Raw genomic sequence first — 25,497 nt, forward strand, 5'->3', positions numbered from 1 at the left:
CGAATGCGTAACGGCCATCCGCAGATCAAATCCTCACGACCCTGCTGTAGAGAGCCGAGGGGCACATCTTGCGGCCAGATGGTGTTAAGCGCTAGGCGTAAACCCTGTCAACAACAAAGCCGCCTCACAGGGAGGCGGCCCACGCATCACAAAACAGCATTTGCCCTGACCATAACGGGTATCAGTCCCGGCCGGGCGGCGTTGTCAGCGCTTGTTGTTTCGCATGCGTTCCATTTCCCGCGCAACGACATTCTCGACGATGTTCGGCATATGGGCCTCAAGCCAGTCGCTCAAAAGCGGCCGCAACTCTTCAGCGACGATCTCCTCGATACTGCGGGCGCCCTCGCGCTCAAGTGCGACGGAAAGCTCGCGCAAGGCCGCGCTGATCCGCATTTCAGATACGTCGGAAAGCAGCGCCTCGTCGTCGTTATCTTCTTCTTTGCTTTCCGGGGCCGTGCCAGTCGCTTCGCGAACCTGCCGGGCAACCTCGCCCATCGTCCCCGGATAAACAGCCTGATAGGGCGGCTGCACGGCAGCATCCTCATCTTCGGCGGCCCTGTCTTCGGCAAACATTCCCTGATCAAATGTTTCTTCGGAAGACGTCTCTTCGGCCGGCCGCACATCCGTATCATGTGCGCCATAGACTTGCTGTTCAACAGCAGGTTCAGGTGCTGCCGGGGAGCGCTCCTGAGGCACACTGCTTTCGCTCTCATCTACCGAATGCCGGCGCGAAACGATGACGGGCTCGTTGACGGTTTCGCTGTAACGATATCGATCATCATCCGTTTTCTGGCGCGAGTCGGCCGCCTCGCTCACGTTCGCCGTCTCGCGCGCGTCGCCGGTTGAACGCGGCTGTGCACGGCTTACCGGAGAACGCCCCGCATCTTCACCGCTGTCGATAATCCTGCGGATGGAAGCGAGAATTTCTTCCATTGACGGTTCTTGCTGCATTTTCGGCTGCGCCATGAGAGACCTTTCTGCGCGCTATAGTGAGGCAAGCGATATCCCGAATCGGCCCAACAATAGTCCAATACCAACCTCGCCTGGACCGAAAACATCACGTTTTCAGTGATGTACACAGTTTTTTTACGAAAACGGGCAGACCAGAGCACGCACTAAAACTCGAATGCCTTTTCACGGGTGAAGCCCGGAAGCGACTTGATGGCGGCATTGAAGGAAAGAACAGCGGAGAAGACATCGCCGTCGCGGCGATAAGTCGTGGCGCGCGCGGCATTGCCGGAGCCCTCGACACAGACAAGCCTGCCGCCATCGCGGAGTTGTTCAAGCAATCCATCGGGAATAAATTCGACAGCACCGTTCACAAAAATCGCGTCATAGGGGGCCTCGGAAGGATAGCCGGCTTCAAGATCGCCGACAACGACAACGGCGTTATCATAGCCAAGATCAATAAACCGCTCGCCTGCCGACTGTACCAGTTCCTCGTCGCTATCAACACCGACAACCGACTGCGCAAGCAGGGAGAGAATAGCCGCAGCATAGCCCTCGCCTGCGCCGACGACCAAAACGACGTCCTTTTTTGACACGTCGAGGGTCTGGATCAGCTTGGCGAGCGGCGACGGCTCCATCATGTAGCGGGCCGGGCCGTTCGCGCTTGCCGGCTTAACCATGATATCTTCATCGATATAGGAAAGTGGTTTCAGTTCGGGCGACAAAAACGCCTCGCGCGGGACCGCCAGAAACGCTGAGATAACGGGGTGGGCCGTCACATCCGTGGTACGGATCTGTCCCTCCACCATCTTCATGCGCGCCGTTTCGAAATTCATCATTGCCATCAACCTCACCTAGCGTATCACGCGGACCGTCCGGACCGGAGAGCGACGTATGGGCCCACGCCAACCCGAGCTTTGGTTTTTCATAAATGCGTGGCCGCCCCGTGGCAAGGTGTGAGTGCGGTGGATTGACAATTTGCCAGCCCGCCCCGAGCGATGACCTGGTTCGACCAACCCCAAAAGGGCGCGAATATCGCGCCCTTGAGTGTCTGCCGATTCCTGGTTGTCAGACTACATGCGAAACTCGTAGACGAGGTTACACAGACGCTGCAGCCCGTCATCGTAATTAGCCGGCGTCCGCATGACGCTGTTGCACTGACGGCGCACGACGTTCTTTTCATCACCGGAAAGCTGGTCATAGGCTGACACAAGGCGGCGATCGCGACGATCACTGGGCATAGCGCCGCCGCCTGAGCCGCCAGAGCCGGATGAACCGGCTGTGCCAGATTCACCGCTGCCCATGCCGCCACTTCCGCTACCGCCGCCATTGCCGCCGCCGCCGATGGGGCCGCCAGGCGCGCCTCCGTCGCCGGAACCGCCAATTCCGACGTCGGCACCGGCACTGATGCCCGATCCGCCGCCGACATTGGCACCGGCCGAGGCATTGACACCACTGGAGCCACCGACGCTGGCGCCGGCACCGGCTCCGATGCCAGAGCCACCGCCGACATCTGCCGATGCACTGGCATTTACACCGCTGCTGCCGCCAACACTGGCACCAACATCGGCATCGGCGGCCTGGGACCCACCAACCGCAGCACCGGCGTCAGCATTGACACCCTGGCTTCCACCAACATTTGCCCCGACATCGGCGCCGATGCCGCCATCAGTGTTGAGATCTGTATTGACACTGGCACTGATGCCATTTTCACCGCCGACATTAATGTCGAGGGCGTTTGCGGTTGTCGCAGCAGAGAATGCAAGGACGCCGGCAAATGCTACACCTGCGCGGAATTTGATATTTCGAGTGCATGCAAACATAGTCTCCTCCTCACCGATCCGACAGCTAACCGAAGACACCCGATAAGTGCGGATCACGTTTCAATTCACGATGGTTTCGTCGTACGGCTCCTCCAAGCCGCATACTAGATGAACGTATTTTTGCCCAAAAAGTTTCCGGTCATGTCGGAATTGGTCGTGTCTCAAAACCATCCCGGCGACACACCGCCGATCCCACGGCTTTTGGATTTTACGCAACCGGCTTGCAGGTACCGCCGGATGGAGCACGCCCTTCGAGAGCGGTCGTCAGCAAAGCAGGTGTTGCAGACAAAAAAAGGCGTTTGTTGAAAATGACACTATTGCAAATCCGCGAAAGAACCGCTAATTGCCTGCCAACGCTAGCTTTTCAGCGGCGCGGGGCCTCGTGGCGGAGTGGTTACGCAGAGGACTGCAAATCCTTGCACGCCGGTTCGATTCCGGCCGAGGCCTCCAACAACGTCTTCCGATAGCCATATCTTTTTGAAATAACTTAGATTTATCTACTGGTGTGGCAGCCGGAAACGCAGTGGTCGGTCCAGGTGTGTCCCGGACGCGCGCTGATGTGCCATGCGTTTCGAAGTGCAACAAGGCCCAGCGCTCCTGATGAACGCTTTTCTCGCCTATGCCAGCCTGTTTGCAAGTGCGCTTGTGGCGGCAACGATCCTGCCCTTGCAGTCGGAATCAGTACTCGGCGGCCTGTTGCTTGCCGGAACCTACCCCGCATGGCTTCTGATCCTGGTTGCCAGCATTGGCAATGTGCTCGGTTCGATCGTCAACTGGTTTCTTGGGCGTGGCGTCGCCCGTTTTCGGCACCGCCGGTGGTTTCCTGTCGGTCCGCAGAGCTTTTCGCGGGCCGAGCGCTGGTATCGCAAGTACGGAAAATGGTCCCTGCTTCTAAGCTGGGCGCCCGTTATCGGCGATCCACTGACCGTTGTGGCAGGTGCCCTACGCGAACCTTTCACAATATTCCTTGTGCTTGTGACGGTCGCAAAGACCTGCCGCTATCTCGTGCTGGCAGCAGCCGTATTGAGCATCGGCTGAAATCGCCGAACCAATTGCTCCCGAACCATGGCCCAGCACCTGAGGCGTGCCATGTGTTTCCCGATCCGAAACAATAATTTCACAAAGATCGGGCACGAATCGTCTAAAATCGGGCGAGGGTTGCGATCTGGACAGAATCTGCAAAGATCAGCCAGAAACCAATGTTTATCGGCTGTCGCGGAGAGAGCAATGCACTCAGGAAATTTCTGCCAAAATTGGAATCGGCGCAAACGAATGACGTTCAACCGATCCACAATGATGGCCCTGGCCTTTCTGTTTGCTTTGCTTGCCATCATTTCCCAGACGGGCGGCGTCAATACGGCATTCGCCCAGCAGCCGAAATATGATGACCAACAAGCCACCGCCGAAGAGCTTGTTGACGGAATCATCAACGACGCCGCTGACAATGAGGGGCTGCAGTCGCGTTACCGTCGCCTGGTGACCAATCCGATTTCACCTCCGGACACCCGCAGCCCGCGCGCAACGCTGGAGAGCTTTCTGGTTATCATGGAGGCCGCGAACGAATTGTGGCTTGGCGTTCGTGACGGCTTTTTCAACAATGATAACTTCTTCATGACGCGGGAAGAAAAGAATGATCTGGTGCTGGTCGAAGAACTCCTCGAAAAGGCCGCCCAAACGCTCGACCTTTCCGGTGTTCCCGTTGCCTCGCGTGACCGGACCAGTATTGAAACGGTTCTTCAGCTTCAGGAGATTTTCGACCGCATCTATCTGCCGCCGGTCGACAATATTCCGGGCCTGCCCGCCGGATCAAACGCAAACTCCGATCAACTTGGCACCCCCTGCCCGAACGGTGGATCATTCCAGGGACAAGCCTGACAATCGGACGCCAGCAGGACGGTCCGCGTTCCGGTCAATATCTGTTCACCGCTGCCACAGTGGCCGAAATCCCGGACGACTATGAAGCGCTCAGAGCATTGCCGCTGAACACAGAAAGCGGCGAAGATCTCTATCGATATTACATCTACACACCCGGGAACCTTGTCGCCCCCCAATGGTATGAATTCGTTCTGCATGGCCCTGACTGGCTCAAGAATACGACCGGCGGCCAGGCCTACTGGCAATGGCTCGCGCTTGCGCTCACGATCATCTTTCTGTTCCTTGCCCTGACAATTTACAACCGCTGGAACAACCGCCGCGCGGTTCCGCTCGACCCGGCATTGCGCCAGTCGCGCAAACTGCTGCCGCCGCTTCTGATCATCCTCGCCGCAAACCTGCTCCACTATCTTTCCAAGGACCAGATCAACATCACCGGCGAACTGTTGCAATTGCTGACAACCGTTGTGAGCGTCGTCATCTGGACCACTTCGGCCTGGCTGACATATCAGGGACTGCAGACCATCTATCTGTGGACCATTCGCAACCCGACAGTCAACAATGTCAGCCTTGATGCAAGCTTGCTGCGCACCGGCTTCAGAGTTGTCTCCTTGATGGTCTCCATCGTCGTTCTCGGTTATGGCGCAACGCGGATCGGCATACCGATCTACGGCGTTGTCGCCGGTCTTGGTGTCGGTGGTCTGGCCATCGCGCTGGCTGCCCAGCCGACACTGGAAAACTTCATCAGCGGTCTGATCCTCTATGCGGACAGGATTGTGCGTGTCGGTGACTTTTTCCAGTTCTCCGATACCGCTGGAACGGTCGAGGAAATCGGCATTCGCTCGACCCGCATCCGCGCACTCGATCGCACATTGATCATCGTCGCCAATGCCGACCTGGTGAAACACAGGATCACCAATTTCAGCCAGCGCGATGTCTTCCTGTTCCGTCACAAGGTGGGCGTCAGATACGAGACCGACGCCGCGACCCTGCATAAGGTACGCGATTCCATTCACGCCGCCATGGAGGCCCATGACAGCGTTCTGGAAAGCCCTCTGCGCGTGCGCCTTGTGGAATATGGCGATTTTGCCATCCTGTTCGACATCTATGCCAATATTTCGGCAACCGATATCAACGCCTTCCTGGAGGTACAGGAAGAACTTCTGATGTCCATACGTGAAGCCGTGGAAGGCAATGGGGCGGGTTTCGCCTTCCCGTCCTCCACCGTTTACCTCTCTCGCGATCAATTACCGGAACCGAAGACCGTCGACATCGTTGAGGGTGGGAACAGTGAGGATGAGCCGCAGAAGGGTCCCGACGAAAAGGCCTATCCTGTCGATAATGCCTGAGCACTGACTGCCTTCCGGGACCCGGCGGGTCAGACGGGAGCCGTTATGGCCTGGAACTGGATCAACGCGAATTCGGGTGCGCTAAGCGCAATAGCAAGCCTTTTCACCATCGCCATCTGGGCGATCTATCTTCAACTGATTTTCAGCGGTTTTCGCGAAGGACGGCGCGCCAAGATTCTCATCAACCGCGGTGCAGGCCCGTCGCTTGACGGTCATTGCCTGGTTGCGAATATGAGCGCGAAACCGATTTATATCGATGCTGTGCTGCTCGATTTCACCTTGCGGGATGATGAACAGCATCGGGATTTGCGTTATTCCCTGAGTAACCTCAACTTTGACGACGACGACACAAGCGATCCCCGCAAACGTTGGTTTCAGGGGCCGCTTGATTCGGGCGAACACATCGATCTCGGAACGTTCAGGATGCTGATCGGCAAAATGTCGCCGAAAGGCTTTGACGATTTCGAACATATCGAGGACGTCAAACTGACCGTCATTGCGACCTATACCTCGGAAGACCGGCCGGTCGCCGCCGAACGCTGTTTCGACATCATCCGCACGGATGGCGAACTCCTGCTCTCGCCCCGCACCTATTCCGCCAATCAGATCCGCTCCCGCAGCGCCCGCAAACGCATCGAAAACGAGATGCGCATGCTTCATAGCTCAGAACGCGGCGTCGATCGCGAATCCAACAATGGTGTTCGGCAGCGGCACTGAACCGCGCTGCGCACCTGATCATATATCGCTCCTTTTGGCGCTCGGGACAGCCGCCCTGGACCGGAACAAACAAAGCGGTAATCCAGGCTTTGCGCTAAAACAGCAAGCCGATGATATTTTTTTGCAAAAAGGGCTTGGCAAATCGCCTCACCGTTTGTATTAACCCGCTCACACCGCAGCGCCCAAGCGGCGCCGATATTCCCTGGTAGCTCAGCGGTAGAGCACTCGACTGTTAATCGATAGGTCGTCGGTTCGAATCCGACCCGGGGAGCCACTTCTTCTTTCTCAGAGCCTTGCTGTTTTCGTCTCACACGGAAACACAGCCTTGGTATTGATTTCGGCCGAGAGTGCACCGGAAGCCTCGCAAATTTTCACTGAGAACCGCCCCCTGAACACACATTGCCCTGCCCCCTTTTCAGTCGGGGAGATATAGAGTGTTCGGGCATTGCCAAGTTGCTGAAGCGAGATTTTGAAAGTGCGCGAGGGCGATGATTACGGTCTCATTTCGGCAGCATAGTCAGCCCAGAGACAGAATGCATCTGCCCTGGCATGACGATATGATGTGGCGGAGAGGCGGTAACGGCGAGGACGGAAGATATTGTTGATCTGGTCATGTGCAGTGAGGAAGCGCTGCGCTTGCTGTGGCAACTTGAACCGCCCCATCATGATCTTCTCTCGTCGTCGCATTGGCTTGTGGCTGCCCTCGACGCGATTGTTGAGCCCTTTGTGAGCACCGTGATCAACGTCGGTGCTTGATGCAAGATCGGCTTAATGTTGCTGCGCAGTTTGTCTGTGATTGCTAGCCGGGGGTGGCCAAGTTGAGCGCTTTGCGGCCTTGGCATTGCGGCGCCCCTGGACAAGGATGTCGAGCACGTCGCCGTTGGAATCCACAGCGCGCCAGAGCCAATGCTTTACGCCGTTGATCGGGATCACAACCTGATCAAGATGCCACTTGTCATTGGGCTGCGGCCGGTCACGTCGGATGCAGGCGGCAAAATGCGCACCGAAACGATTGACCCAGAGCCGAATTGTTTCCCGGCTGATGATCACGTCACGTTCGGCAAGCAGATCCTCGACATCAGCCGTGCTCAGCGCGAACCTATGGGGAAACCCAGACCGCGTAGGCGATGATCTCACGAGGGTGACGATAGCCCTTCAGGCGCGGCAATGTGGATGGTATCTTCATGCACCGCCTTGTAGCCAAGTCTTTATGGATGAACCACTTGGCGATGCACCGGCGGCGCTTGGCGATATCGTTTCTTCCGGCGCATGCTCTCAAAACCGGTATCCGAACCGGATCGAACCGGTGTGGGCCTGATAGTCATTGGCAAACGCACCATCATACTGGAATTTGAGCTCCATGCCCTTCCGCTTTGCCAGATCCAGGCCGAAGGTGACATGGCCCACCGTATCGGCAATCGGTGTGAACGTCGAAAAACTGTCCATCGATGAAAGCCCGGCAAAGCGCGCGGTGGTCTCCCAATTGTCACTTGAGAGAAACGATACGCCGAGATCGCCGTAAAGCCGCGCCGGCCAATCCTCCATGAACGGGATCCGTGCCCCGAACTCGATGCCTGGCGTGACCCCGAAAGCGGTATCGGAATTGCCGTCAACCATCAGGTTCATCGCACCGGCGCCCGTTTCGGTATAGCCGTACTGGTGCATGTTGATGATATCGAAATCGACCTTCGGGCGCATGTAGTATTCATCGCCGAAGGCAAATTCGTACGACGCACGGGCACGGGCAAAGAACATCGCCGAATCCGGCTCGCCGCGTGCCGTCGCTGAAAGCGTATCGAGATTGATATAGCGCTTGGAATCGCCCCAGTTGTAGCCACCACCGCCGACGAGGCCGAAGAGCCAGGGGCCCATTTCCTTCTTCAGCGCAACGGCACCGGTGAAGGATTGCTGCTCCATCTTCTCCGAGCCGCTGTCATTGCGGAACCAGCTGTTCTCGTAGGTCAGCCCCGAGCCAAGGAACCAGCCGTCGGAAAGTTCTGTTTGCCCGCCAAACTGCAAACCACCGACGGACTGCGTATAGCCGGAGGAATCGCCGTGCGCGCCTTGCGTCGTCTCGCCGCCAAGCACGCGGCTCCAGACACACGAGCCCTCGTCCATCAGCACGCCCGTCGTTTCAAAGGCGGGACATGACAGAACGCTGTTGGCTGCGGCAATGGCGGCAGACGGCGAATCAGCCAGCGGGGCCGCTGCCGTTTGTGAGGCCAGCTCCAGCAGCATGTCGGAGAAGGTCTCCGGTTCGGCCTGATGGAATGCACCGAAAGCCGCGCCAAGGGATATTTCGTCTTCGCCGAACTTCACCTCAGTCGCACTGCCATCGGCGATCCTGTCCCAGGCCTGCTGCATCGCCTTCGAGACCCCGCCGGCATTCCTGCCCAGTGAAACACCGTTCCCGCTGAAGTGGGCATCATCCACGGAAAACCCGTGCCAGCCCTCGGCGGATTTTGTCACATCGGTAAAGTCGAAAACCAGAGAGGACAGCGCCGTGATCGTCGACGTATCGGTGCCCTCGGCCATCAGAAAATCGGTGCGCGTATCTGGAAGCAGCGCATTGGCGTTGACATCCACACCCCAGGTACCGGCGAAATCCCCCGCGATCAGAAGTTTGTCGGCTGTGCCGTTTTCCATGTCGACATCGACATTGGTGAACAGCCCACCCTTGCTGGACGTCTCCGTCCGCCAGTCGATCCTGTCGCTGCGCTTGAAATAGCTGAACGGCGAGAACGTGGTCGAAAGGCCGAGATCGGCAACATTATAGGCACTGCCACCGGATTTTGTCCCGACACCCAACAAATCGCCGGTAAACTGCGTCTCTTTGGTGTTCCATGCACCGCCGGGATTGATATTGCCGGCGTTGAGAACACTGTCGACATCGGCGATCGCACCGGTCACGAAGGTGCCCATCCCCTGGTTCAGGAACAGGGTTGTACCGGCCAAAGCCGCCGTCTGGACCATTCCGTTCGCCGCGGAAGACGATGACGTCGCGAAGTCGTGCTGCACGATATTGCCGGTGAATGTGCCGGAATTGCTGGGCGTGACGCTGGTCTTCTTGGCCGCCGAAACATAGAGCGCGCCGCCCTGAAACTCTCCGTCCACGGCGGCCGCTTTGGACCCCGTCAGCGTCCCGCCCTCGTCCAGCGTCAGCGTCATCGTATCGCCGGTGGTCTGGGCCCAGACGCCCCACGCCGTCGGGTCGTTGACCGTAACAGAGCCACCGATCGTCACGGAGAGTGAACCGGATGACGTATTGCCATCCGCATCAGAACCTTGCGTGTTGTTGAAACGACCGAGTGTGCCGGCATAGGTCTTGCCGTTCTGGGTGAAGATGCCGCCCGACCCGCCAATGGCCTGGGCCACGATGCCGTGGGCGTATTTGCCGGTGGTCTTGACCGATGCGCCGGCGTCGACCGTAACGTTGACGATGCCGGCGCTATCCGCGTTGCCGCTGTCGGAATAGTAGTAATTCGAACCGCTCGACGTGCCGCCGTAATAACCGTAGGTCGCATTGAGCTTCTGCGCCAGATCGGCCGAAACGCCGCCGCCGCCGGAAACGCTCTGCGCCAGTATGCCGAAAGCGCCATCGCCCGAGGTGACGATGGTGGCCTTGTCTTCCAATGAGATATCGACGGGGTGAGCACTATTCGGCGCCTGACTCTGGACGAGAACCGGCCTTGTCGAAACTGTTCGCAGCCGCCGTCAGGAAGCCGCCGCCGCCGCTGATCGACTGGGCGACGATGCCCGCCGAGCGGGTGCCGTAGGTGGTGATCTTGCCGGCATGGGTGATCTCAACCTTGCCGCCATGGGCCGAACCGGAATTGCTGCCGGACCCCATGGTCACGCTCAGCACATTGGAGATGGTATCGTCATTGACCGCATTGGCTGTGCCGAGCGCCACGCCGACAAGACCGCCGCCGCCGCCGATCGATTGGGCGATGATGCCCTGCGAGCCATCGCCCTTGGTTACGATCTGGGTATCGGCGAGGGTTTTGACGGTGACCGTGCCCGCCGTCCCGGCGTTGCCATCCGCCTTGCCGCCGAGGCCGATGTTGACCTTGGAAATGGCAAGTCCCGAGGAAAAGCCGATCCCGCCGCCGCCTGCAATCGACTGGGCAACGACACCGTGCGAGGCGAAGCCGCCGGTATAGATGTTGCTGGCGTAAACCGAGACATCGCCGCTGTCGCCGCCACTGCCCCCGTCCGAGCCGATGGTGAGCGTGGCGCAGCTATCCTTGTCGTCCGAGCTGGAATCGTCGCCGCCGGAACTGGTGGCGCTGCTCGAGGTATCGCAACTGCTGCTGTCGGAACTGCTCGACGTGCTGGAAGAACTGCTGTCGTCGGAATCGTCGCTGCCGGACGAGATCGCCACCGCACCGCCACCGCCGCCGATCGACTGCGCGACAATGCCGGACGACATCGTGCCATAGGTGTGGATCGTTCCGGTCCCGACCACCGTGCCGGAAGTGTCCTTGCCGATGGTCACGGTATCGCCGTGTCCGCCCGCACCACCGGTCGAACCGACGGTTACGCCGAATGTAAGAGACTTGTCGTCGCTGTCGCTGTCGTCGTCATCGCCGCCATCGTCATCCGACGACGCAACCGTGGCCATGGACAGTTGCGTCGATTCGGCGGCGTCATCACCATCGTTGTCGCCACCGTCATCGTCGTCGTCATCCTCGTCCTCCTTGATCGAAAGAGAACTCTTGCCGGAGCCGGCTGCACCGCCGCCGCCGCCGATCGACTGGGCGAGAATGGCATCTGACCAGTCACCCTTGGTCACAATCGTGCCTTCGCTCGAGATGGTCACGTTGCCGCCGCTGCCGCCGCCCGAACCCTCGGCGCCGAGACCAATGGTGATGGCCCAGTCGGCATCGCCGCTGCCGCCGCCACCGGACGACGATCCGCCGCCACCGCCGATCGACTGGGCGAATATTCCGCGCGACACATGGCCGCCGGTGTAGATCGAGGCCGCGCTGTCGTCCATATGAACATCAACGTTGCCGCCAAAATTGCCGACTCCTCCCTTGGCTCCCAGCCCGATATTCAGCGCCGCCGTCTTGATGCCATTCGATGCCTTGGTTGAGCCGGAGCCGGTTCCGGCATTGCCGCCACCGCCGCCGATAGAATGCGCCAGAATGCCGTCCGCATAGCCGCCCTTGGTGCTGATCGCGCCATAATGGCTAACGCTGACCGTGCCGCCGAGGCCGGCGCCGGCGCCGTGACCACCAACATAGGAATTCACCGAAACGGCGAAATCCGTGCCCGCATCGACCTTTTCTTCGTCTTCGGCCAGCCATGACGTGATTGATTTGGCGACAGAACTGGCGGTCGCATCGCCGCCATTGCCGCCGCCGCCGCCGATCGACTGAACGACGAGCCCGGCCGCGCCGTCACCTGTGGTGATAATTCTGGATGTCTTGTAGATATGCGCATTTACCGTGCCGCCACTGCCTCCGGCACCACCATTGCCGCCGTGCGCTATGGATACAGAAAGCGAAACCGTGTTGCCCTCTTCATCGAAGGGAACACCCGCGGTGATCGCCTTTGAAGAGGCCTGACCACCCGAGCCACCGCCGCCGCCGATCGATTGGACGACGATCCCCTGGGCATCCGTTCCGGATGTCGACACCACGCCGTTGGTGTAGACCTTGGCCTCGCCTCCATTGCCGCCGGTAGCGCCTGAGCCGCCATGGGCGATCGAGATGCCGATGCCGATGCTGGCGCTGGTTGATTTGCCATTGCCGCCAACGCCGCCACCGCCAGCGATCGACTGCACCAGAATACCGGTTCCGTGATCGCCCTTGGTCGAAAGAACGCTGTAGTCGCTGGCACCCTTCGTTCCCGAGCCGGATTGCGTGACCTGCGCTGTGCCGCCATAACCGCCCGCCCCGCCACTGCCGCCGGTGGCGCTTGAAAACCCGATACCCCAGGCTGTTGCCTGACCACCGGCGCCACCGCCACCGCCAACGGATTGAGCGATCATCCCCATGGCATAGTCGCCGGCGACAGAGATCGAAGTGCCGCTCTCGGTTATGACAAGAGCGCTTCCGCCATCGCCGCCCGGCCCGCCGCTGCCGCCGACCGAGTGAAACAGACCCTTCTTGTTGCGCCCCTGACCGCCGCCGCCGCCGATCGATTGTGCGACGATGCCGTGCGCTTCGGAGCCTGCCGTGCTCAGATTGCCATAATTGTGGACATCAACCGTGCCGCCATTGCTGCCGGGTGTGGCACTGTCACTGCTGCTCTTGGCTGCCGAACTCGAGCCTGTGCCCGCTCCGATCGCGCCCGTCGAGCCCGTGCCGCTGTTGGTGCCGCCGCCGCCGCCGATCGACTGGGCGAGAATGGCGATACCGCCGCCAAGTTCCGTCTGATCGGTACTGCTGGCCGCGGTTTTTGCGCCGGCATAGCCGCCATAGGTCGAAATATTGCCCTTGTTGGTAACTGTTACCGTGGCCGGAGAAGAGCCGGACGTCTGTCCGCCGATGGTCTGGCCGAGGCTCGGGTCGGAAACCGCCGAGCCGGTGCTGTAGTTCGTGGTCGATATCGCCCCGGTGGACTGCAAAAGGCCGCCGCCACCACCTATGGACTGGGCGACGATACCGTGCGAGATCGATACCGTATACCGTGATATTGCCGGAATTGGTTATCGTCACATCGCCGCTGGTCGAACCGCTTGCGCTCGTGTCGCCCCAGGTCAGCGCGCCATTGCCGGTATTGGTGTAGATCCCGTCGCCATCGGCGGCAGACGCTGATTGCGCGACGATGCCGTGGGCATGATCGCCGGTCGTGGTAATCGAAAAATCGTTCGAGACGGTAATTGCGCCAGCGAAGCCGCCAATACCCTTGGTCTGCTTGAAGGTTGATGTGCCGCCACCGCCCAGAGACTGCGCGATGATGCCGCTCGAATTGTCTTCCTTCGTTGCGATCGTCCCGCCGCCGTTGACGGTTACCGTCACCGACTGGGCCCGCCCGCCAAGCCTTTCATTGTCATCCTTGTCGGACTGATAGGATGTGCCGCCCTGGCTGATCGCCAGAATGCCGGGCGAGTTCGTCCCACTTGTCTGGATTGTCGTCGTGGACGAGCCGTACAGATAGACGCCAACCTGACCGACGGAACCGCCCATCATGGCCTGCTTGTCGCCTTCGGCAAGACCGTTTCCGCCGCGCGAGATTGCGGCAATCGCGGCGCCGGTCTCGCGCGTCAACTGGACATTGTGGTTGTTGAGCCAGAGATTGACGGCGCCCGCCGACTGGGTGCTGATCGTTCCCGCCATGGGCTTGGCGGTGGTGCCGACCTGAACTTTGACGGCGTTATAATAGGGCCGCTTCTGCCAGTCGACCGTCTCCGAGGTGTAGCTGTTGCCGCCATTGCCGCCCTGTACGTCATCGCCGAAACTGTTGACGTTGTAAGGCGTGTTGCCGCCATAAGACGCAGCGAGGATCGCGGGTCCGCTCTTGGTGGCGTAAACCGACCCTCCGGCATAGACCGAGACGTAATCGCCGGTGCCCGGACCGGAAAAATCACTGTCGCTGCTATAAGTCGAAGGCCCGCCGATGCTGAGCGCGGCAATCCCGAAACTATTGCCCGAAACCTTTCCGTAGGATTTGACGGTGACGGGCGAGCCTTGTCCGGAATATTGTTTTCCGATGTCGTCGGCATGCTTGTTTGTGCCGCCCTGGGAAAGGGCGAAGATGCCGCCTTTGACCGTGCTCGACACATCGCCGGAGCTTATGATCGTCACCGCGCCGCCGCTGCCGGCGCCGGTTTTCATGTTGTCGTCGGTACCGCTCCAGTTCAGTGCACCGAGCGAGACGACACCGAGGGCGTTATATTGCTTGTCGGAGGTGCGCAGGCCGCCGAGCGTGATGCTCCCCCCGGCGAAAACAGCAATTGTGTGTCCGACGCTTCTGTTACCGTGATCGTGGCATCGTTGGTGACCTTGACGCCGAAGCCGGACCAAGCCCAGTTGGAATGAATGCCATAGGTGTGGCCACGATAGGTGTCGCTGCCGCCGCCCTCGCCCACATTGTACAGCGCCATATAGGGGCCGCCATAGGCATATTGCGGGGTCGTCAGCGTTCCTGAACCGATGGTGCAACTGATCGTTTGAGAGGAGACATCCTCGTTTCTTTGCTGAAACTGACTTGTGTCGATATTCGATGCCGTCTCCGTCTTCACCGGCGAATTGCAGGTCACGGCCGCATAAACGCGGGTATAACCACGTGAATAAAACGGAATGGGCACCCCAGCGAGCGTTCCGGCAAGGGCCGTGGACTGGAACAGGATGGAAGAGGCGACCGTCTTAACCCGCGAACGCGCTTTCATGCGTCCAGCCGATTTCCGCCTATTCGCCTCGAAATTACCCATCGTTCCCTCCAGCCATTATGCAAATCCAGGCGGAATGCCAGAATATCGCTTATTTTATAGACTATCTCATTGTTGGATAGTCACTTGATTACTGGCCTTGCATCAGACTTTTTATGGTATTTTGTAAATTCTGTAGGCACTTTGGCGCGATCTGTTTTTGTGGGGAATTGCCTATAGTTGCAGACAGGTTTCCGGTGCCATCCCGATGGCTTCCAGCACAATTGCCGTTCCGGCCGATCGTAGCCAGGCAAACCTGTCCGAAAAAGCAGAGCCACTTCAACCAATCAACCCAATTATACGTTCACGGCCTCTTCCGCCGGGCCTGGATGATGGCAGGCGAATCTGTGTTGCGATCCCATGTTCGGATCGTGGCGAATCGGCGGCACCTCTTCGGCACAGACGGCAGTTGCCCGCGGACAAAGGGTCCGGAAAACGCAGCCCGACGGGGGATCGAGCGGGCTCGGCAGATCACCGTCCAGCGGCAGCGCCTTCTTGCTGCGCTCGATTTCCGGATCAGGGATAGGGACCGCTGAAAGCAGTGCCTGGGTATAGGGGTGTTGCGGCAAGGCATAGAGCTCTTCGCTTGGCGCCACTTCCATCACCCGCCCCAGATAAAGCAGCATGATGCGGGTCGAGATATGCTTCACAACCGAAAGTTCATGGACAATGAACAGCAGCGCAAGACCGAGCTCGCGCTGCAACTCCATCAGCAGATTGATGACCTGCGCCTGAATGGAGACATCAAGCGCGGAGACCGGCTCATCGCAGATGATCAGTTTCGGACGGACAATCAGCGCACGGGCGACAGTATCTTCATGCACCGCCTTGTAGCCAAGTCAGTATGGCTTAACAACTTGGCGATGCATTTTCACTGCTTTTGATCTGTCAATTCAGTTGGATAGCGAAGCCCAATACGGTTATGATGGTCGCGAGTGATGTCTGTCATTGTGGTCCGGCATGACGTTTCGCTTCAGGGAGGGGGATGGATAGCTGGCTCACAGGGAAAATGGTCAGACGGCGCTTCTACAGGTTGCGCTTTGCAGCAGCCATCGTTCTGTTGATACTGACATCGGCCGGCACCTTCGCAGCCTGGAAAGTGGTGAACGACCGCACCCGCGACTATGTTCAGAGCCAGGCCACTGAAACGCTCGCGGTTCAGGCCGAGGTACTGAATGGTGTCCTGGAAAAATACCGGCTCATTCCGCCCCTTCTTGCCCGGCAGGATGAAGTCGCGCTGCTGTTCGCAAGCCTCGCCTCTGATATCTCCATTCAGAAAAGGGCGCGTTCGCTGGCGGAAGAAATCGCTGGCCTTTCCGGTGCGCGGGATGTGGCGTTCTTTGCTGCTGACGGCAAGCTGATCGCCGCGGCGCGCGATATCTTCGGGGACGAGCCGGCTGGCCGCGCGGAGCTCTTAAGGGCAGCGAACGAAAACCGGCTCGGCCGCACCATTGCCCTCATCAAGGGGAAAAGCCGCGTTTACGCCTTCGGGGCGGGTGTCCACCGGAACGGGCAGTTGCGGGGCGTGGTCGCCGTCTATGTCGGTTTCGATGCCGTGGAGCGTACATGGGCGCTTTCTGCCGATCCGATTTTCGTGACGGACAGTGATGGCATCGTGTTCCTCTCCAATCGAGAAGACTGGCTGTTGCAGCCTGTGTCGGAGATCGACGCCCGGTTCGGCCCGGGTGGTCAAACCACGCATATCGATGTCAAGCGTGACCTTCCGCTGATGGGCTGGCAGCTTCATGTCCTTGGCGACCGCAGCCGCATCGTCTCCGCGCAATCGGCGGCAATCGGCTTTTCACTACTGATCTTTCTGCTTGTCGGTGTGATCGCTTTTTATCAGATCGGTCGTATCGAAAGCAGTTTCATGCTCAGGCGGCGGGAGCGTGCGCAGGCGTTGCGTCTTGAACGGGCCGTGCGCGACCGGACGAAAGAACTCAGCCTTGCAAACCGCAGCCTGTCGCACGAAATCGAAGAAGAGAATCGAGGCCGAACAGGAACTGAAGCGCGTTCAGCGCGAACTGATCCAGACGGCGAAGCTGGCCGGTGTCGGGCAAATGGCGGCAACGCTTGCCCATGAGATCAATCAGCCGCTGGCTGCAATCGAAACCTATGCGGCCAATACCCAAAGGGCGCTCGCACTTGGCAGGCAAGAGATCGCGGACAGCAATCTCAATCGCATCACCGCCATGGTTGCCCGTATTTCCGAGCTTTCCGGGACCTTGCTGGCGTTTTCAAGAAAGCCGGGGACAAGAACAGAAGCCGTGCGGATAAAGGCGGCCTTGGACGAAGCGCTCATCCTGATCCGGGCAAAGGCGGATCGCGAAGGCGTGTTGTTCGATGTCGATCCGGCGCTCGATGGCGTGATGGTGGAGGCAGGTCGCATTCGGTTGTCACAGGTTTTCGTCAATCTCTTCAGCAATGCGATTGATGCACTTGCAGGGCGGGATGACGGGCGGATTACAGTGGAACTGAAAAGCGGGGGCGACGCAGTTTGTCTGTATGTCCGCGACAATGGGCCGGGGATCGCGCCGGAGCTAGCGGCTGAGGTGTTCGAGCCCTTTTTCACCACCCGCAACGGACAGGGAAGCGGTCTGGGACTATCTATCGTCTATAACATCATGCAGGATTTCGGTGGTAGCATTACGCTTTTACAGGCTGAGGGGGGCGCGGTCTTCGAATTGTGGCTGAAGGCGGCGAAAGCGGAATAGGGAGATCTTGGCAGATCATGGAAATGCAAACGGCAACACCGCTGGTTCATCTGGTCGATGATGACGATGATCTTCGCCACGCGCTGGCGCAGGGGCTGGAGCTTGAGGGCGTCAATGTCGCTGTGCACGAAAGTGCCGCACCCGCGCTTGAGCGCATTACCCATGAAGCCTATGCCGTGCTCGTCACCGATATCCGTATGCCGGGCATGGATGGCATGGCGCTTTTGAAATCGGCGCTGGCGATCGATCCGACCTTTCCGGTGATCCTGATTACCGGGCATGGCGATGTGCAGATGGCGGTCGATGCGATGCGTGCGGGCGCCTATGACTTCATCGAAAAGCCGTTTCAGGCCTCGCGCCTCTACACCGTCATCGACCGCGCGCTTGAAAAACGGCGTCTTGTTCTGGAAAACCGGACGCTGCGCTCGGAACTGGACGGTCATGATGCACTGTCGCTCCGGCTGGTGGGGCGCACGGAAGGCATTGTCAGGCTTCGCGAGCAGATTGCCATGCTCGCCGACACCGATGTCGACGTGCTGGTGCGCGGCGAAACCGGCGCCGGCAAGGAAGTCGTCGCCCGCGCACTGCACGATACCGGCGGAAGAGCGAAAGGCAATTTCGTTGCCATCAATTGCGCGGCCGTGCCGGCTGATATGATCGAGGCCGAACTTTTTGGCCATGAGGCGGGCGCTTTCACCGGTGCGAGCAAACAACGGATCGGCAAGCTGGAACATGCCGATGGCGGCACGGTGTTTCTGGACGAAATCGAATCCATGCCGCTCGACCTTCAGGCCAAGATCCTGCGCGCCATTGAAACGCGGACGGTCGAAAGGCTCGGCTCGAACAAGCAGATTGCGCTCAACATCCGCATCGTCGCGGCGTCGAAGTCGGACCTCAAGCTGGAAAGCGATGCCGGGCGTTTCAGGGCGGATCTTTATTACCGGCTGAATGTCGTCACCCTCGACATCCCCTCGCTCAGGGAACGCAGGGACGATATACCGCTTCTGTTTTTCTTTCTGGCGCGCGATGCGCGAGCGCGGTTTCGCCGCGAAATCCCTGAAATATCGCCGTTGCTGCAGGCCGATCTGATGGCGCATGACTGGCCCGGCAATGTCCGCGAACTGAGAAACTATGCCGACCGTTTCGTGCTGGGCCTCTGGCGCGGTTTCGACAATCAAGGCCGGGGCGAAGCCGCCATGGCACCGGCGGCAGGTCTGCCGCTTGCCGACCAGATGCAGGCTTTCGAGCGGCAGGTGATCGCCAGCGAACTTGCCCGCCATGACGGGGCTCTCAAGCCCACCTACGAGGCTCTGCAAATCTCCCGAAAGGGGCTTTATGACAAGATGAAACGGCTTAGGATCGACTACATTGATGATGCCGAGTGATCATCACAATGTGTCGTTTCCTACCCGTTTGAGCCTAAGGCAATGTGTCACCGATGACACATTTCCGCCGCAATGCGCTTTTCTCTCAAAATTGAAAATCGTTAAGCCTCTGTTTTAAATTAATTATTGACGTTTCTCAAAAACTGGCACGCTGCTTGCTACTAAAATATCGGCAGCGGCGAAGAGGTGACGTCGCGGGAGGATTTTCAGATCAACCCTATCCGGCGCTTGAGATTGCCGCTGCCGTGAAACCAGGAGCATGTCGCGGTCGGCCATTCGACAGCGGCTTGTCGGGCGAAAGCCCCATCTGACACGATTTGGGTTTAACGGGAGGACGTAAACCATGAAGACATTTCTGACTGCCGCCGTTTCCACTGCTGCGCTTTTCGCCGCGGCTTCCGCCGTCTCCGCCGCCGATCCGGCCTGCAGTGACGACGAGATGGTCATCAAGTTCAGCCATGTGGTTGCCGATCAGGGCCACCCCAAGGGCGACGCCGCCCGGATGCTGGCCGATCGCGTCAACAAGGAGCTCGACGGCGAGGCCTGCATGGAGGTTTTCCCGAACTCGACGCTTTTCGATGATGACAAGGTGCTCGAGGCGCTGCTGCTCGGCGACGTCCAGCTTGCGGCCCCGTCGCTTGCCAAATTCGAGGCCTATACGCTGAAATACCGGCTTTATGACCTGCCCTTCCTGTTCTCCAGCCTTGATGCTGTGGAAAGCTTCACCACCAGTGATGCCGGCAAGGGCATGCTGTCGGCGATGGAAGACAAGGGCTATATGGGCCTCGGCTACTGGTCTTCCGGCCTGAAGCAGTTTTCGGCCAACAAGCCCTTGATCCTGCCGACAGATGCGGAAGGGCTCAAATTCCGGGTCCAGACCTCGGATGTCGCCGTGGCGATGATCAACGCGCTTGGCGGTTCCGCCCAGAAGCTCGCCTTCAAGGAAGTCTACGGCGCGCTGCAGACCGGTGTTGTCGACGGCCAGGAAAATACCTGGTCGAACATCTACACCCAGAAGTTCTTCGAGGTTCAGGATGGCATCACCCAGACCAACCATCAGCTTCTGGCCTATCTGCTTGTGACTTCCACAGATTGGCTCGATGGCCTTGACCCGGATTTCCGGGACCGTTTCCTCACGATTGTCGAGGAGGTGACAGCAGAAGCAAACGCATCTGTGGCGGCCAAGGAAGAGGCCAACCGCGCCAACATCATTGATGCGGGCAGCGAAGTGCGGGTGCTGACACCTGAACAGCGTCAGGCCTGGGTCGATGTGATGAAGCCGGTCTGGGCCGAGTTCGAAGATGACATCGGCGCCGACCTCATTCAGGCGGCTGTTGAATCCAACAACTAAGCGGCGGTGCGCGGGCGGCATGGTATCGACCGTGCCGCCCATGACTGCCTGACGGACATATCGAGAGGGGACCTGCCATGGCCGCCTACTGGCCTTACTTTGCTCTGATTTTGATCCTTGTGCTGCTTTATCTGGTTGAACGGCGCCACCGTGCCTTTGTGACCCGGCTGGAGGAAAACGTGCTGGCGACGCTGCTGGCGGCGATCACAGTGATCTCGTTTGCACAGGTCGTCATGCGTTACGGTTTCAACAGCGGTTGGGGCGGCGCGCTGGAGCTGACGCGCATCCTGTTTGCCTGGATGATCCTGCTCGGCATGAGCTATGGATTGAAAACGGGCCTGCATCTGGGCGTGGATGCGCTGATCCGCACACTGCCGCACCGGGCCTTCCGTGTTTTTGCGCTGTTTGGGGCGCTCACCGCACTTCTCTACGCGGTCATTCTTTTGTCGTCCGACTGGCTGCAGCTGTTCGGCGCCAATTCCAAGGGCGGGGCGGTCTTCTACTGGCAGCGCTTTTTCAAGGCCGGCATCGGCCTCGATGATCTGCGCTATCCAGTTTTCGTGCAGGACTGGTTCGGCCTGCAGGAGCGCGTTCAGCGCTGGGTTGCCTATATCATCCTGCCCGTGGGGCTTGCCCTTCTCGCCTATCGTTCAGCCGAAGCCTTTATCCAGATCTGGGCCGGCCAACGCGAACTCGTCATCGCCGGCCATGAAGCTGAAGAGTTGGTGGCTGAAAACAAAGACGTGCTGAAGGATTAAGCCCATGGAAATCGCCATTCTGTTTCTGCTGGTCTTCGGCCTTTTGTTTGCCGGCGCACCGGTTTCTATCTCGTTGGGCCTGTCATCGGTTCTGTTCATCGCGTTTTTCTCGCGCGATTCCATGTCGTCGGTGGCGCTGCAGCTTTTCACCGCCTCACAGAATTATACACTGCTTGCCATTCCCTTCTTCGTGCTGGCGTCTGCCTTTATGTCGACAGGGGGTGGCACACAGGCTGGTGCGGTTTGCCATTGCTTCTGTCGGGCATTTTCGCGGCGGCCTTGCCATGGCATCCGTCATGTCATGTATGCTGTTTGCGGCCCTTTCCGGCTCGTCGCCGGCAACCGTTGTCGCCATCGGCACGATCGCCATCGCCGGCATGCGGCAGGTCGGTTACTCCAAGGAGTTTGCCGCCGGCATTATCGCCAATGCGGGGACGCTTGGCATTCTCATCCCGCCATCGATCGTTATGGTGGTTTATGCAGCGGCGACCGATGTTTCCGTCGGGCGCATGTTTCTGGCCGGTATTATCCCGGGTTTGATTGCAGGCTTCATGTTGATGTTGGCCATTTATGCGATGGCACGGATCAAGAAACTGCCCGCAGAACCGTGGAAAGGGTTTCTTGAAATCGTCGAGGCCGGCAAGGACGCTGGCTGGGGGCTTTTTCTGATCGTCATTATCCTCGGTGGTATTTACGGCGGCGTCTTCACGCCGACGGAGGCCGCTGCCGTCGCCGCCGTCTACGCCTTTCTGGTGTCGATCTACATCTACCGCGATATGGGGCCGCTCAAGGGCATGCGCTGGGTCGAGGATACCGACAGCCGGCACGCGAAGACGGGCTTTCTCGCCTCGGTTTACGGCGTTTCCTTTCTGCTTGTGTTCCTGATCCTCGCCTTCTTTGCCACCGATGGTATCGAAGCCGCCTGGGCCAGCCTGACGTCACGGGTCATCGCCGGTATCGTCCTCTCCATCGGAGTCGTCATTGCCTATACGCTTTGGCGTGGAGAAAATGCGAAGGCGAGCCAGATACCGGGCTATCTCATTTCCGGTGTGCCAATCTGGTATCGAAACCTGAAGGCCAATATCCTCAAGACGCCGTTCTGCCTCTCGCATGAGGATACCCGCCACACGACCGTGGGTGCAGCAAAGACCACGGTGATGCTGATGTTCATCATCGTCAATGCGCTGCTCTTTGCCCATGTGCTGACGGCGGAACGCATTCCGCAGGCCATCACGTCGGTCATGATCGATGCGGGCTTCAACTGGTTCACCTTCCTGATTGCGGTCAACGTCATCCTGCTGATCGGCGGCCAGTTCATGGAGCCTTCGGGGCTGTTGCTGATCGTCGCACCGGTTGTGTTCCCGATTGCCATGGAGCTCGGCGTCGATCCGATCCATCTCGGCATCATCATGGTTGTGAACATGGAGATCGGCATGATCACCCCTCCGATCGGCCTCAACCTGTTCGTCACATCGGGAATAACGGGAATGAGTCTGGTCAAGGTCGTCAAGGCCGCCGCGCCCTTTGTGGCGGTGCTGTTCGTGTTCCTCATCCTGGTCACCTACGTGCCGTCGATTTCTACCGCCCTGCCCTACTGGCTGATGGGCCCGGAAATCGTGACGCGGTGACCCTTCGAAGCAAATATCCCCGGGGGTCCTTTCCGAACCTCGGGGCTGTTGTTGAGTGTCACTGAGAGCTGGCACTTTTCCTCCGCCCCCTATACCGCTACCCGGGTAATGTATCGAGGTTTTGTCGCAAAATTTCAGGATGGTGTGCCAGCTTGATAATCATGCGATAGATGTGGCCTGAAGAAAAGCTGGCAGGCAGAGTTAAGCGGTCATGGTCGATTTCAAAGGCAGTCACTACCCGAAAGAAGTGATTTTATACGCCGTGTTTTTCTATGCCCGATATGCGGTTTCCTACCGCGATCTGGAAGAGATTATGGCCGAACGTGGGGTCAATCTCGACCGTGCGACGCTGAATAGATGGGTGGTTAAGTGCTCGCCGCTGATTGCACTTCAAGCGAAGCGCCGGAAATCCAAACCGAGCGGCTCCTGGCAAATGGATGAAACTTACATCAAGATCAAAGGTCAGTGGATGTACTTTTACCGCGCCGCTGACAACTACGGCAAAACCCTTGATTTCATGCTGTCTGTGCAGCGCGACGAGGTCGCCGCCACCGATTTCTTCGCCCGCACAATCGAGAATAATGGTTGGCCCGAAAAGGTTGTCGTCGACAAGAACGGGGCGAACTTGGCAGGGCTGCAAAACATGAATATCCTGTTGCTGCTCCATGGTTGGTTCTGGCTGATCGATGTTCTGCAAGTCAAACATCTCAACAACATGATTGAGCAAGATCACCACTTCATCAAGAAGCTGACCCGGCCCGTGAACAGCTTCAAATCCTTTCAGTCCGCATCAGCGACACTGGACGGCATCGAAGCCGCACATATGATCAGCAAACAGCAGTTTTCCACCAGCGGCCAATCGGCATTTCAACAGTTCGCGGCACTCGCCACATAACTGTCCCCTAGGATAGCTGCTTCTGTGGCCCTGCCAAAAGTTTGCGACAAAACCCGACGGCTCATGAAGTGGCTGTCGTCTGCCGCATTAATGGCTTTTGAATCCCTGCTTAAAACTGCGTCAGAAACGTCAGGTTGAAGCGGTCGGCGTCGCTGCCGTTGTTTTGAGCGCCATGCGCATATTCCAGTGTCAGGTTGCCGGAATAAGGACTGTTGTTTTCCGCCGCAGCAAGCCGGACACCGACACCAAACGCACCGGCCCGCGTGATCGCATTTTCAAACACACTCGGCTGCTCCAGCTGCGCAATACCGCCTGCGGCAAACACATAGGGTGAAGCGACCATAGCAAAGCCGCCATTGCTCTCAAACGGCTGAAAACGGATCGGATAGCCAAGTTCAGCCCGCAAGGCCGCACCCGTATCGGCTTCGATATCGCTCATTGTGTAGGCCGAAACCCAGTCACCACCGCCAATGCCCATCTGTTCTGATGATGGCAGTGGCGCACCGAAAGATGTCTGTGCCTTTGCAGCGATCGAAAGGTCAAACAGATCACCAAGCGGCTGAATATAGGCACCATCGGCTTCAAACTTCTGGAAGTCGGGCGTCGCACCGTCCTGTGACATCGGCAATGACGGTGTCGGGTTATACGCCCCGAACGCATCAAGCCCGAATGACACAGTCGCGCTGCCCGAAAGCCGCGCCTGCGACGGAAGATAAACATCGCCCGTCTGGGTGAGGCGCAGCACACGCAGACGATCCAGCGTAAACGGCGTGGCCAGTGCGTTTGATGTAAATGTCTGCTTCTCATCAACGATATCAAAGCTGATAATGGTTGAGGCATTGGCCGAACGGCTACGCAGCCAGTCATAGCCGAAATTGGTCGAAAGCCGTTGATAGTGATCGGGAATATCATAAGGCAGACTGGTATCGGATTGTGTGCGGCTGTCGACACCTTCAGCATTCAGCCACATCCCGTCTGTACCCATCGGCAGCGTAAAACCGGCAACAATCTGGCGGTTGCGCGGATCTTCGGCAAACACATTGTCATCGGCAAAGCCCGGCCAGCCACCAAGGCGCAGATAGCCGACTTCGCCCAGCCCCAGCAGATCGTTGAAGTTGACGCCAAGGCTCAGCGAATAGGTGCCAAGCTCTTCAGACAGGTTGTTATCGACCCCTATATAACCGGTGACCGGATCATAGCGCCCGGAAATGTTCACCAGCGTTGCGCCGGGTCTGGAGCCCGCTGCCAGTGTTGAGTTCATGGCAAGGCCGGGCGTATCACCGGCCAGCAGCAGACGGCGTTCGATCTCGGTCGTTGTCGGGTTTTCCTGGCCAACCAGCGGCGCCATCACCGCATCGACACGCTTTTGAACATTGTCCGGCAGCGCGTCAGCATTGACGCTTTCGACATAGCCGTCGGTCACAACCAGCGCCAGTGCCTCACCATCTTCAATCGTCTGCGGTGGCAGCGACACACGGACCAGCGGATAGCCCGCCTGCACATAGGCCGCCTCCAGCGCATTGGCAGCGGCAAACAGATCGGCAGCGCTGACCTTTTTGTTCTTGAAACGCGCTTCGATGGCGGCGGTTTCGTCGGCAAGGGCGGGCAATCCACCGCTCACATCAAGCCCGGATGGCGTCACAAACAGCTGATCGGCACCTGCGGGTGCTTCCAGGC

Annotated in this window: 18 protein-coding genes, 2 tRNA genes and 2 pseudogenes; 13 read left to right on the forward strand and 9 right to left on the reverse strand. The window is 58.8% G+C overall.

The annotated features are described in order from the left end of the window. Positions 1–204 precede the first annotated feature (204 nt). The 3 genes from AC0L7L_RS09010 to AC0L7L_RS09020 all read right to left on the reverse strand — a co-directional run bounded on the left by AC0L7L_RS09010 (position 205) and on the right by AC0L7L_RS09020 (position 2,771). The gene (locus tag AC0L7L_RS09010; protein ID WP_473513465.1) at positions 205–966 is read right to left on the reverse strand and encodes a PopZ family protein; all 762 of its coding nucleotides are present in this window, start codon (positions 964–966) and stop codon (positions 205–207) included. 149 nt (positions 967–1,115) lie between these two features. Then, complete coding sequence (locus AC0L7L_RS09015) at positions 1,116–1,784, reverse strand: protein-L-isoaspartate O-methyltransferase family protein (protein ID WP_473513845.1); 669 nt, start codon at positions 1,782–1,784, stop codon at positions 1,116–1,118. A gap of 237 nt (positions 1,785–2,021) precedes the next feature. Next, positions 2,022–2,771: a hypothetical protein gene (locus AC0L7L_RS09020; RefSeq protein WP_272211517.1), complete on the reverse strand. Its 750-nt coding sequence runs from the start codon at positions 2,769–2,771 to the stop codon at positions 2,022–2,024. 376 nt (positions 2,772–3,147) lie between these two features. Between AC0L7L_RS09020 and AC0L7L_RS09025 the strand changes: the two genes are divergently transcribed. From AC0L7L_RS09025 to AC0L7L_RS09050, 6 genes are all read left to right on the forward strand, one after another. After that, a tRNA-Cys gene (locus AC0L7L_RS09025) sits at positions 3,148–3,221 on the forward strand. A 150-nt stretch (positions 3,222–3,371) separates the two neighbouring features. Then, the gene (locus AC0L7L_RS09030) at positions 3,372–3,809 is read left to right on the forward strand and encodes a YqaA family protein (RefSeq protein WP_272211518.1); all 438 of its coding nucleotides are present in this window, start codon (positions 3,372–3,374) and stop codon (positions 3,807–3,809) included. A 234-nt stretch (positions 3,810–4,043) separates the two neighbouring features. Further along, positions 4,044–4,646: a hypothetical protein gene (locus tag AC0L7L_RS09035; RefSeq protein WP_473513467.1), complete on the forward strand. Its 603-nt coding sequence runs from the start codon at positions 4,044–4,046 to the stop codon at positions 4,644–4,646. Between the two features lie 59 nt (positions 4,647–4,705). Beyond that, positions 4,706–5,992, forward strand: coding sequence for a mechanosensitive ion channel family protein (locus AC0L7L_RS09040; RefSeq protein WP_473513469.1), 1,287 nt, complete (start codon positions 4,706–4,708; stop codon positions 5,990–5,992). Between the two features lie 45 nt (positions 5,993–6,037). Continuing rightward, on the forward strand, positions 6,038–6,709 hold the full coding sequence (locus AC0L7L_RS09045) for a hypothetical protein (RefSeq protein ID WP_473513471.1): 672 nt from the start codon (positions 6,038–6,040) through the stop codon (positions 6,707–6,709). A gap of 199 nt (positions 6,710–6,908) precedes the next feature. Next, positions 6,909–6,983 (forward strand) — tRNA-Asn (locus tag AC0L7L_RS09050). 218 nt (positions 6,984–7,201) lie between these two features. Here AC0L7L_RS09050 and AC0L7L_RS09055 read toward each other — a convergent pair. From AC0L7L_RS09055 to AC0L7L_RS09075, 5 genes and pseudogenes are all read right to left on the reverse strand, one after another. Continuing rightward, positions 7,202–7,846, reverse strand: a pseudogene (locus tag AC0L7L_RS09055) (IS6 family transposase). Between the two features lie 138 nt (positions 7,847–7,984). Beyond that, on the reverse strand, positions 7,985–10,342 hold the full coding sequence (locus tag AC0L7L_RS09060) for an autotransporter outer membrane beta-barrel domain-containing protein (RefSeq protein ID WP_473513473.1): 2,358 nt from the start codon (positions 10,340–10,342) through the stop codon (positions 7,985–7,987). A 22-nt stretch (positions 10,343–10,364) separates the two neighbouring features. Then, entirely contained in the window at positions 10,365–13,286 is a 2,922-nt protein-coding gene (locus AC0L7L_RS09065) for a hypothetical protein (protein WP_473513475.1), read from the reverse strand. 1,233 nt (positions 13,287–14,519) lie between these two features. Beyond that, on the reverse strand, positions 14,520–15,050 hold the full coding sequence (locus AC0L7L_RS09070) for a hypothetical protein (RefSeq protein ID WP_473513477.1): 531 nt from the start codon (positions 15,048–15,050) through the stop codon (positions 14,520–14,522). A 335-nt stretch (positions 15,051–15,385) separates the two neighbouring features. Next, positions 15,386–15,913, reverse strand: a complete 528-nt coding sequence (locus AC0L7L_RS09075; RefSeq protein ID WP_334312918.1) for an oligopeptide/dipeptide ABC transporter ATP-binding protein — start codon at positions 15,911–15,913, stop codon at positions 15,386–15,388. A gap of 161 nt (positions 15,914–16,074) precedes the next feature. Here AC0L7L_RS09075 and AC0L7L_RS09080 point away from each other — a divergent pair, with 161 nt between their 5' ends. From AC0L7L_RS09080 to AC0L7L_RS09110, 7 genes and pseudogenes are all read left to right on the forward strand, one after another. Continuing rightward, positions 16,075–17,172: a hypothetical protein gene (locus AC0L7L_RS09080; protein ID WP_473513480.1), complete on the forward strand. Its 1,098-nt coding sequence runs from the start codon at positions 16,075–16,077 to the stop codon at positions 17,170–17,172. Further along, complete coding sequence (locus AC0L7L_RS09085; protein WP_473513482.1) at positions 17,150–17,803, forward strand: sensor histidine kinase; 654 nt, start codon at positions 17,150–17,152, stop codon at positions 17,801–17,803. The genes AC0L7L_RS09080 and AC0L7L_RS09085 overlap by 23 nt, the downstream gene beginning before the upstream one ends. A gap of 17 nt (positions 17,804–17,820) precedes the next feature. After that, the gene (locus AC0L7L_RS09090) at positions 17,821–19,188 is read left to right on the forward strand and encodes a sigma-54-dependent transcriptional regulator (protein ID WP_473513484.1); all 1,368 of its coding nucleotides are present in this window, start codon (positions 17,821–17,823) and stop codon (positions 19,186–19,188) included. A gap of 343 nt (positions 19,189–19,531) precedes the next feature. After that, on the forward strand, positions 19,532–20,539 hold the full coding sequence (locus tag AC0L7L_RS09095; protein ID WP_272211531.1) for a DctP family TRAP transporter solute-binding subunit: 1,008 nt from the start codon (positions 19,532–19,534) through the stop codon (positions 20,537–20,539). A 77-nt stretch (positions 20,540–20,616) separates the two neighbouring features. Next, positions 20,617–21,297, forward strand: coding sequence for a TRAP transporter small permease (locus tag AC0L7L_RS09100; RefSeq protein ID WP_272211532.1), 681 nt, complete (start codon positions 20,617–20,619; stop codon positions 21,295–21,297). A 4-nt stretch (positions 21,298–21,301) separates the two neighbouring features. Further along, positions 21,302–22,925 (forward strand): annotated as a pseudogene (locus tag AC0L7L_RS09105) (TRAP transporter large permease). A gap of 211 nt (positions 22,926–23,136) precedes the next feature. After that, a complete protein-coding gene (locus AC0L7L_RS09110) occupies positions 23,137–23,820 on the forward strand; it encodes an IS6 family transposase (RefSeq protein WP_473513487.1) in 684 nt (227 codons plus the stop codon). A 109-nt stretch (positions 23,821–23,929) separates the two neighbouring features. Here AC0L7L_RS09110 and AC0L7L_RS09115 read toward each other — a convergent pair whose 3' ends face one another. Then, on the reverse strand, positions 23,930–25,441 hold the full coding sequence (locus tag AC0L7L_RS09115) for a ShlB/FhaC/HecB family hemolysin secretion/activation protein (protein WP_272211533.1): 1,512 nt from the start codon (positions 25,439–25,441) through the stop codon (positions 23,930–23,932). Between the last annotated feature and the right edge of the window lie 56 nt (positions 25,442–25,497).

The organism is Martelella sp. K41-7, from assembly GCF_055808365.1.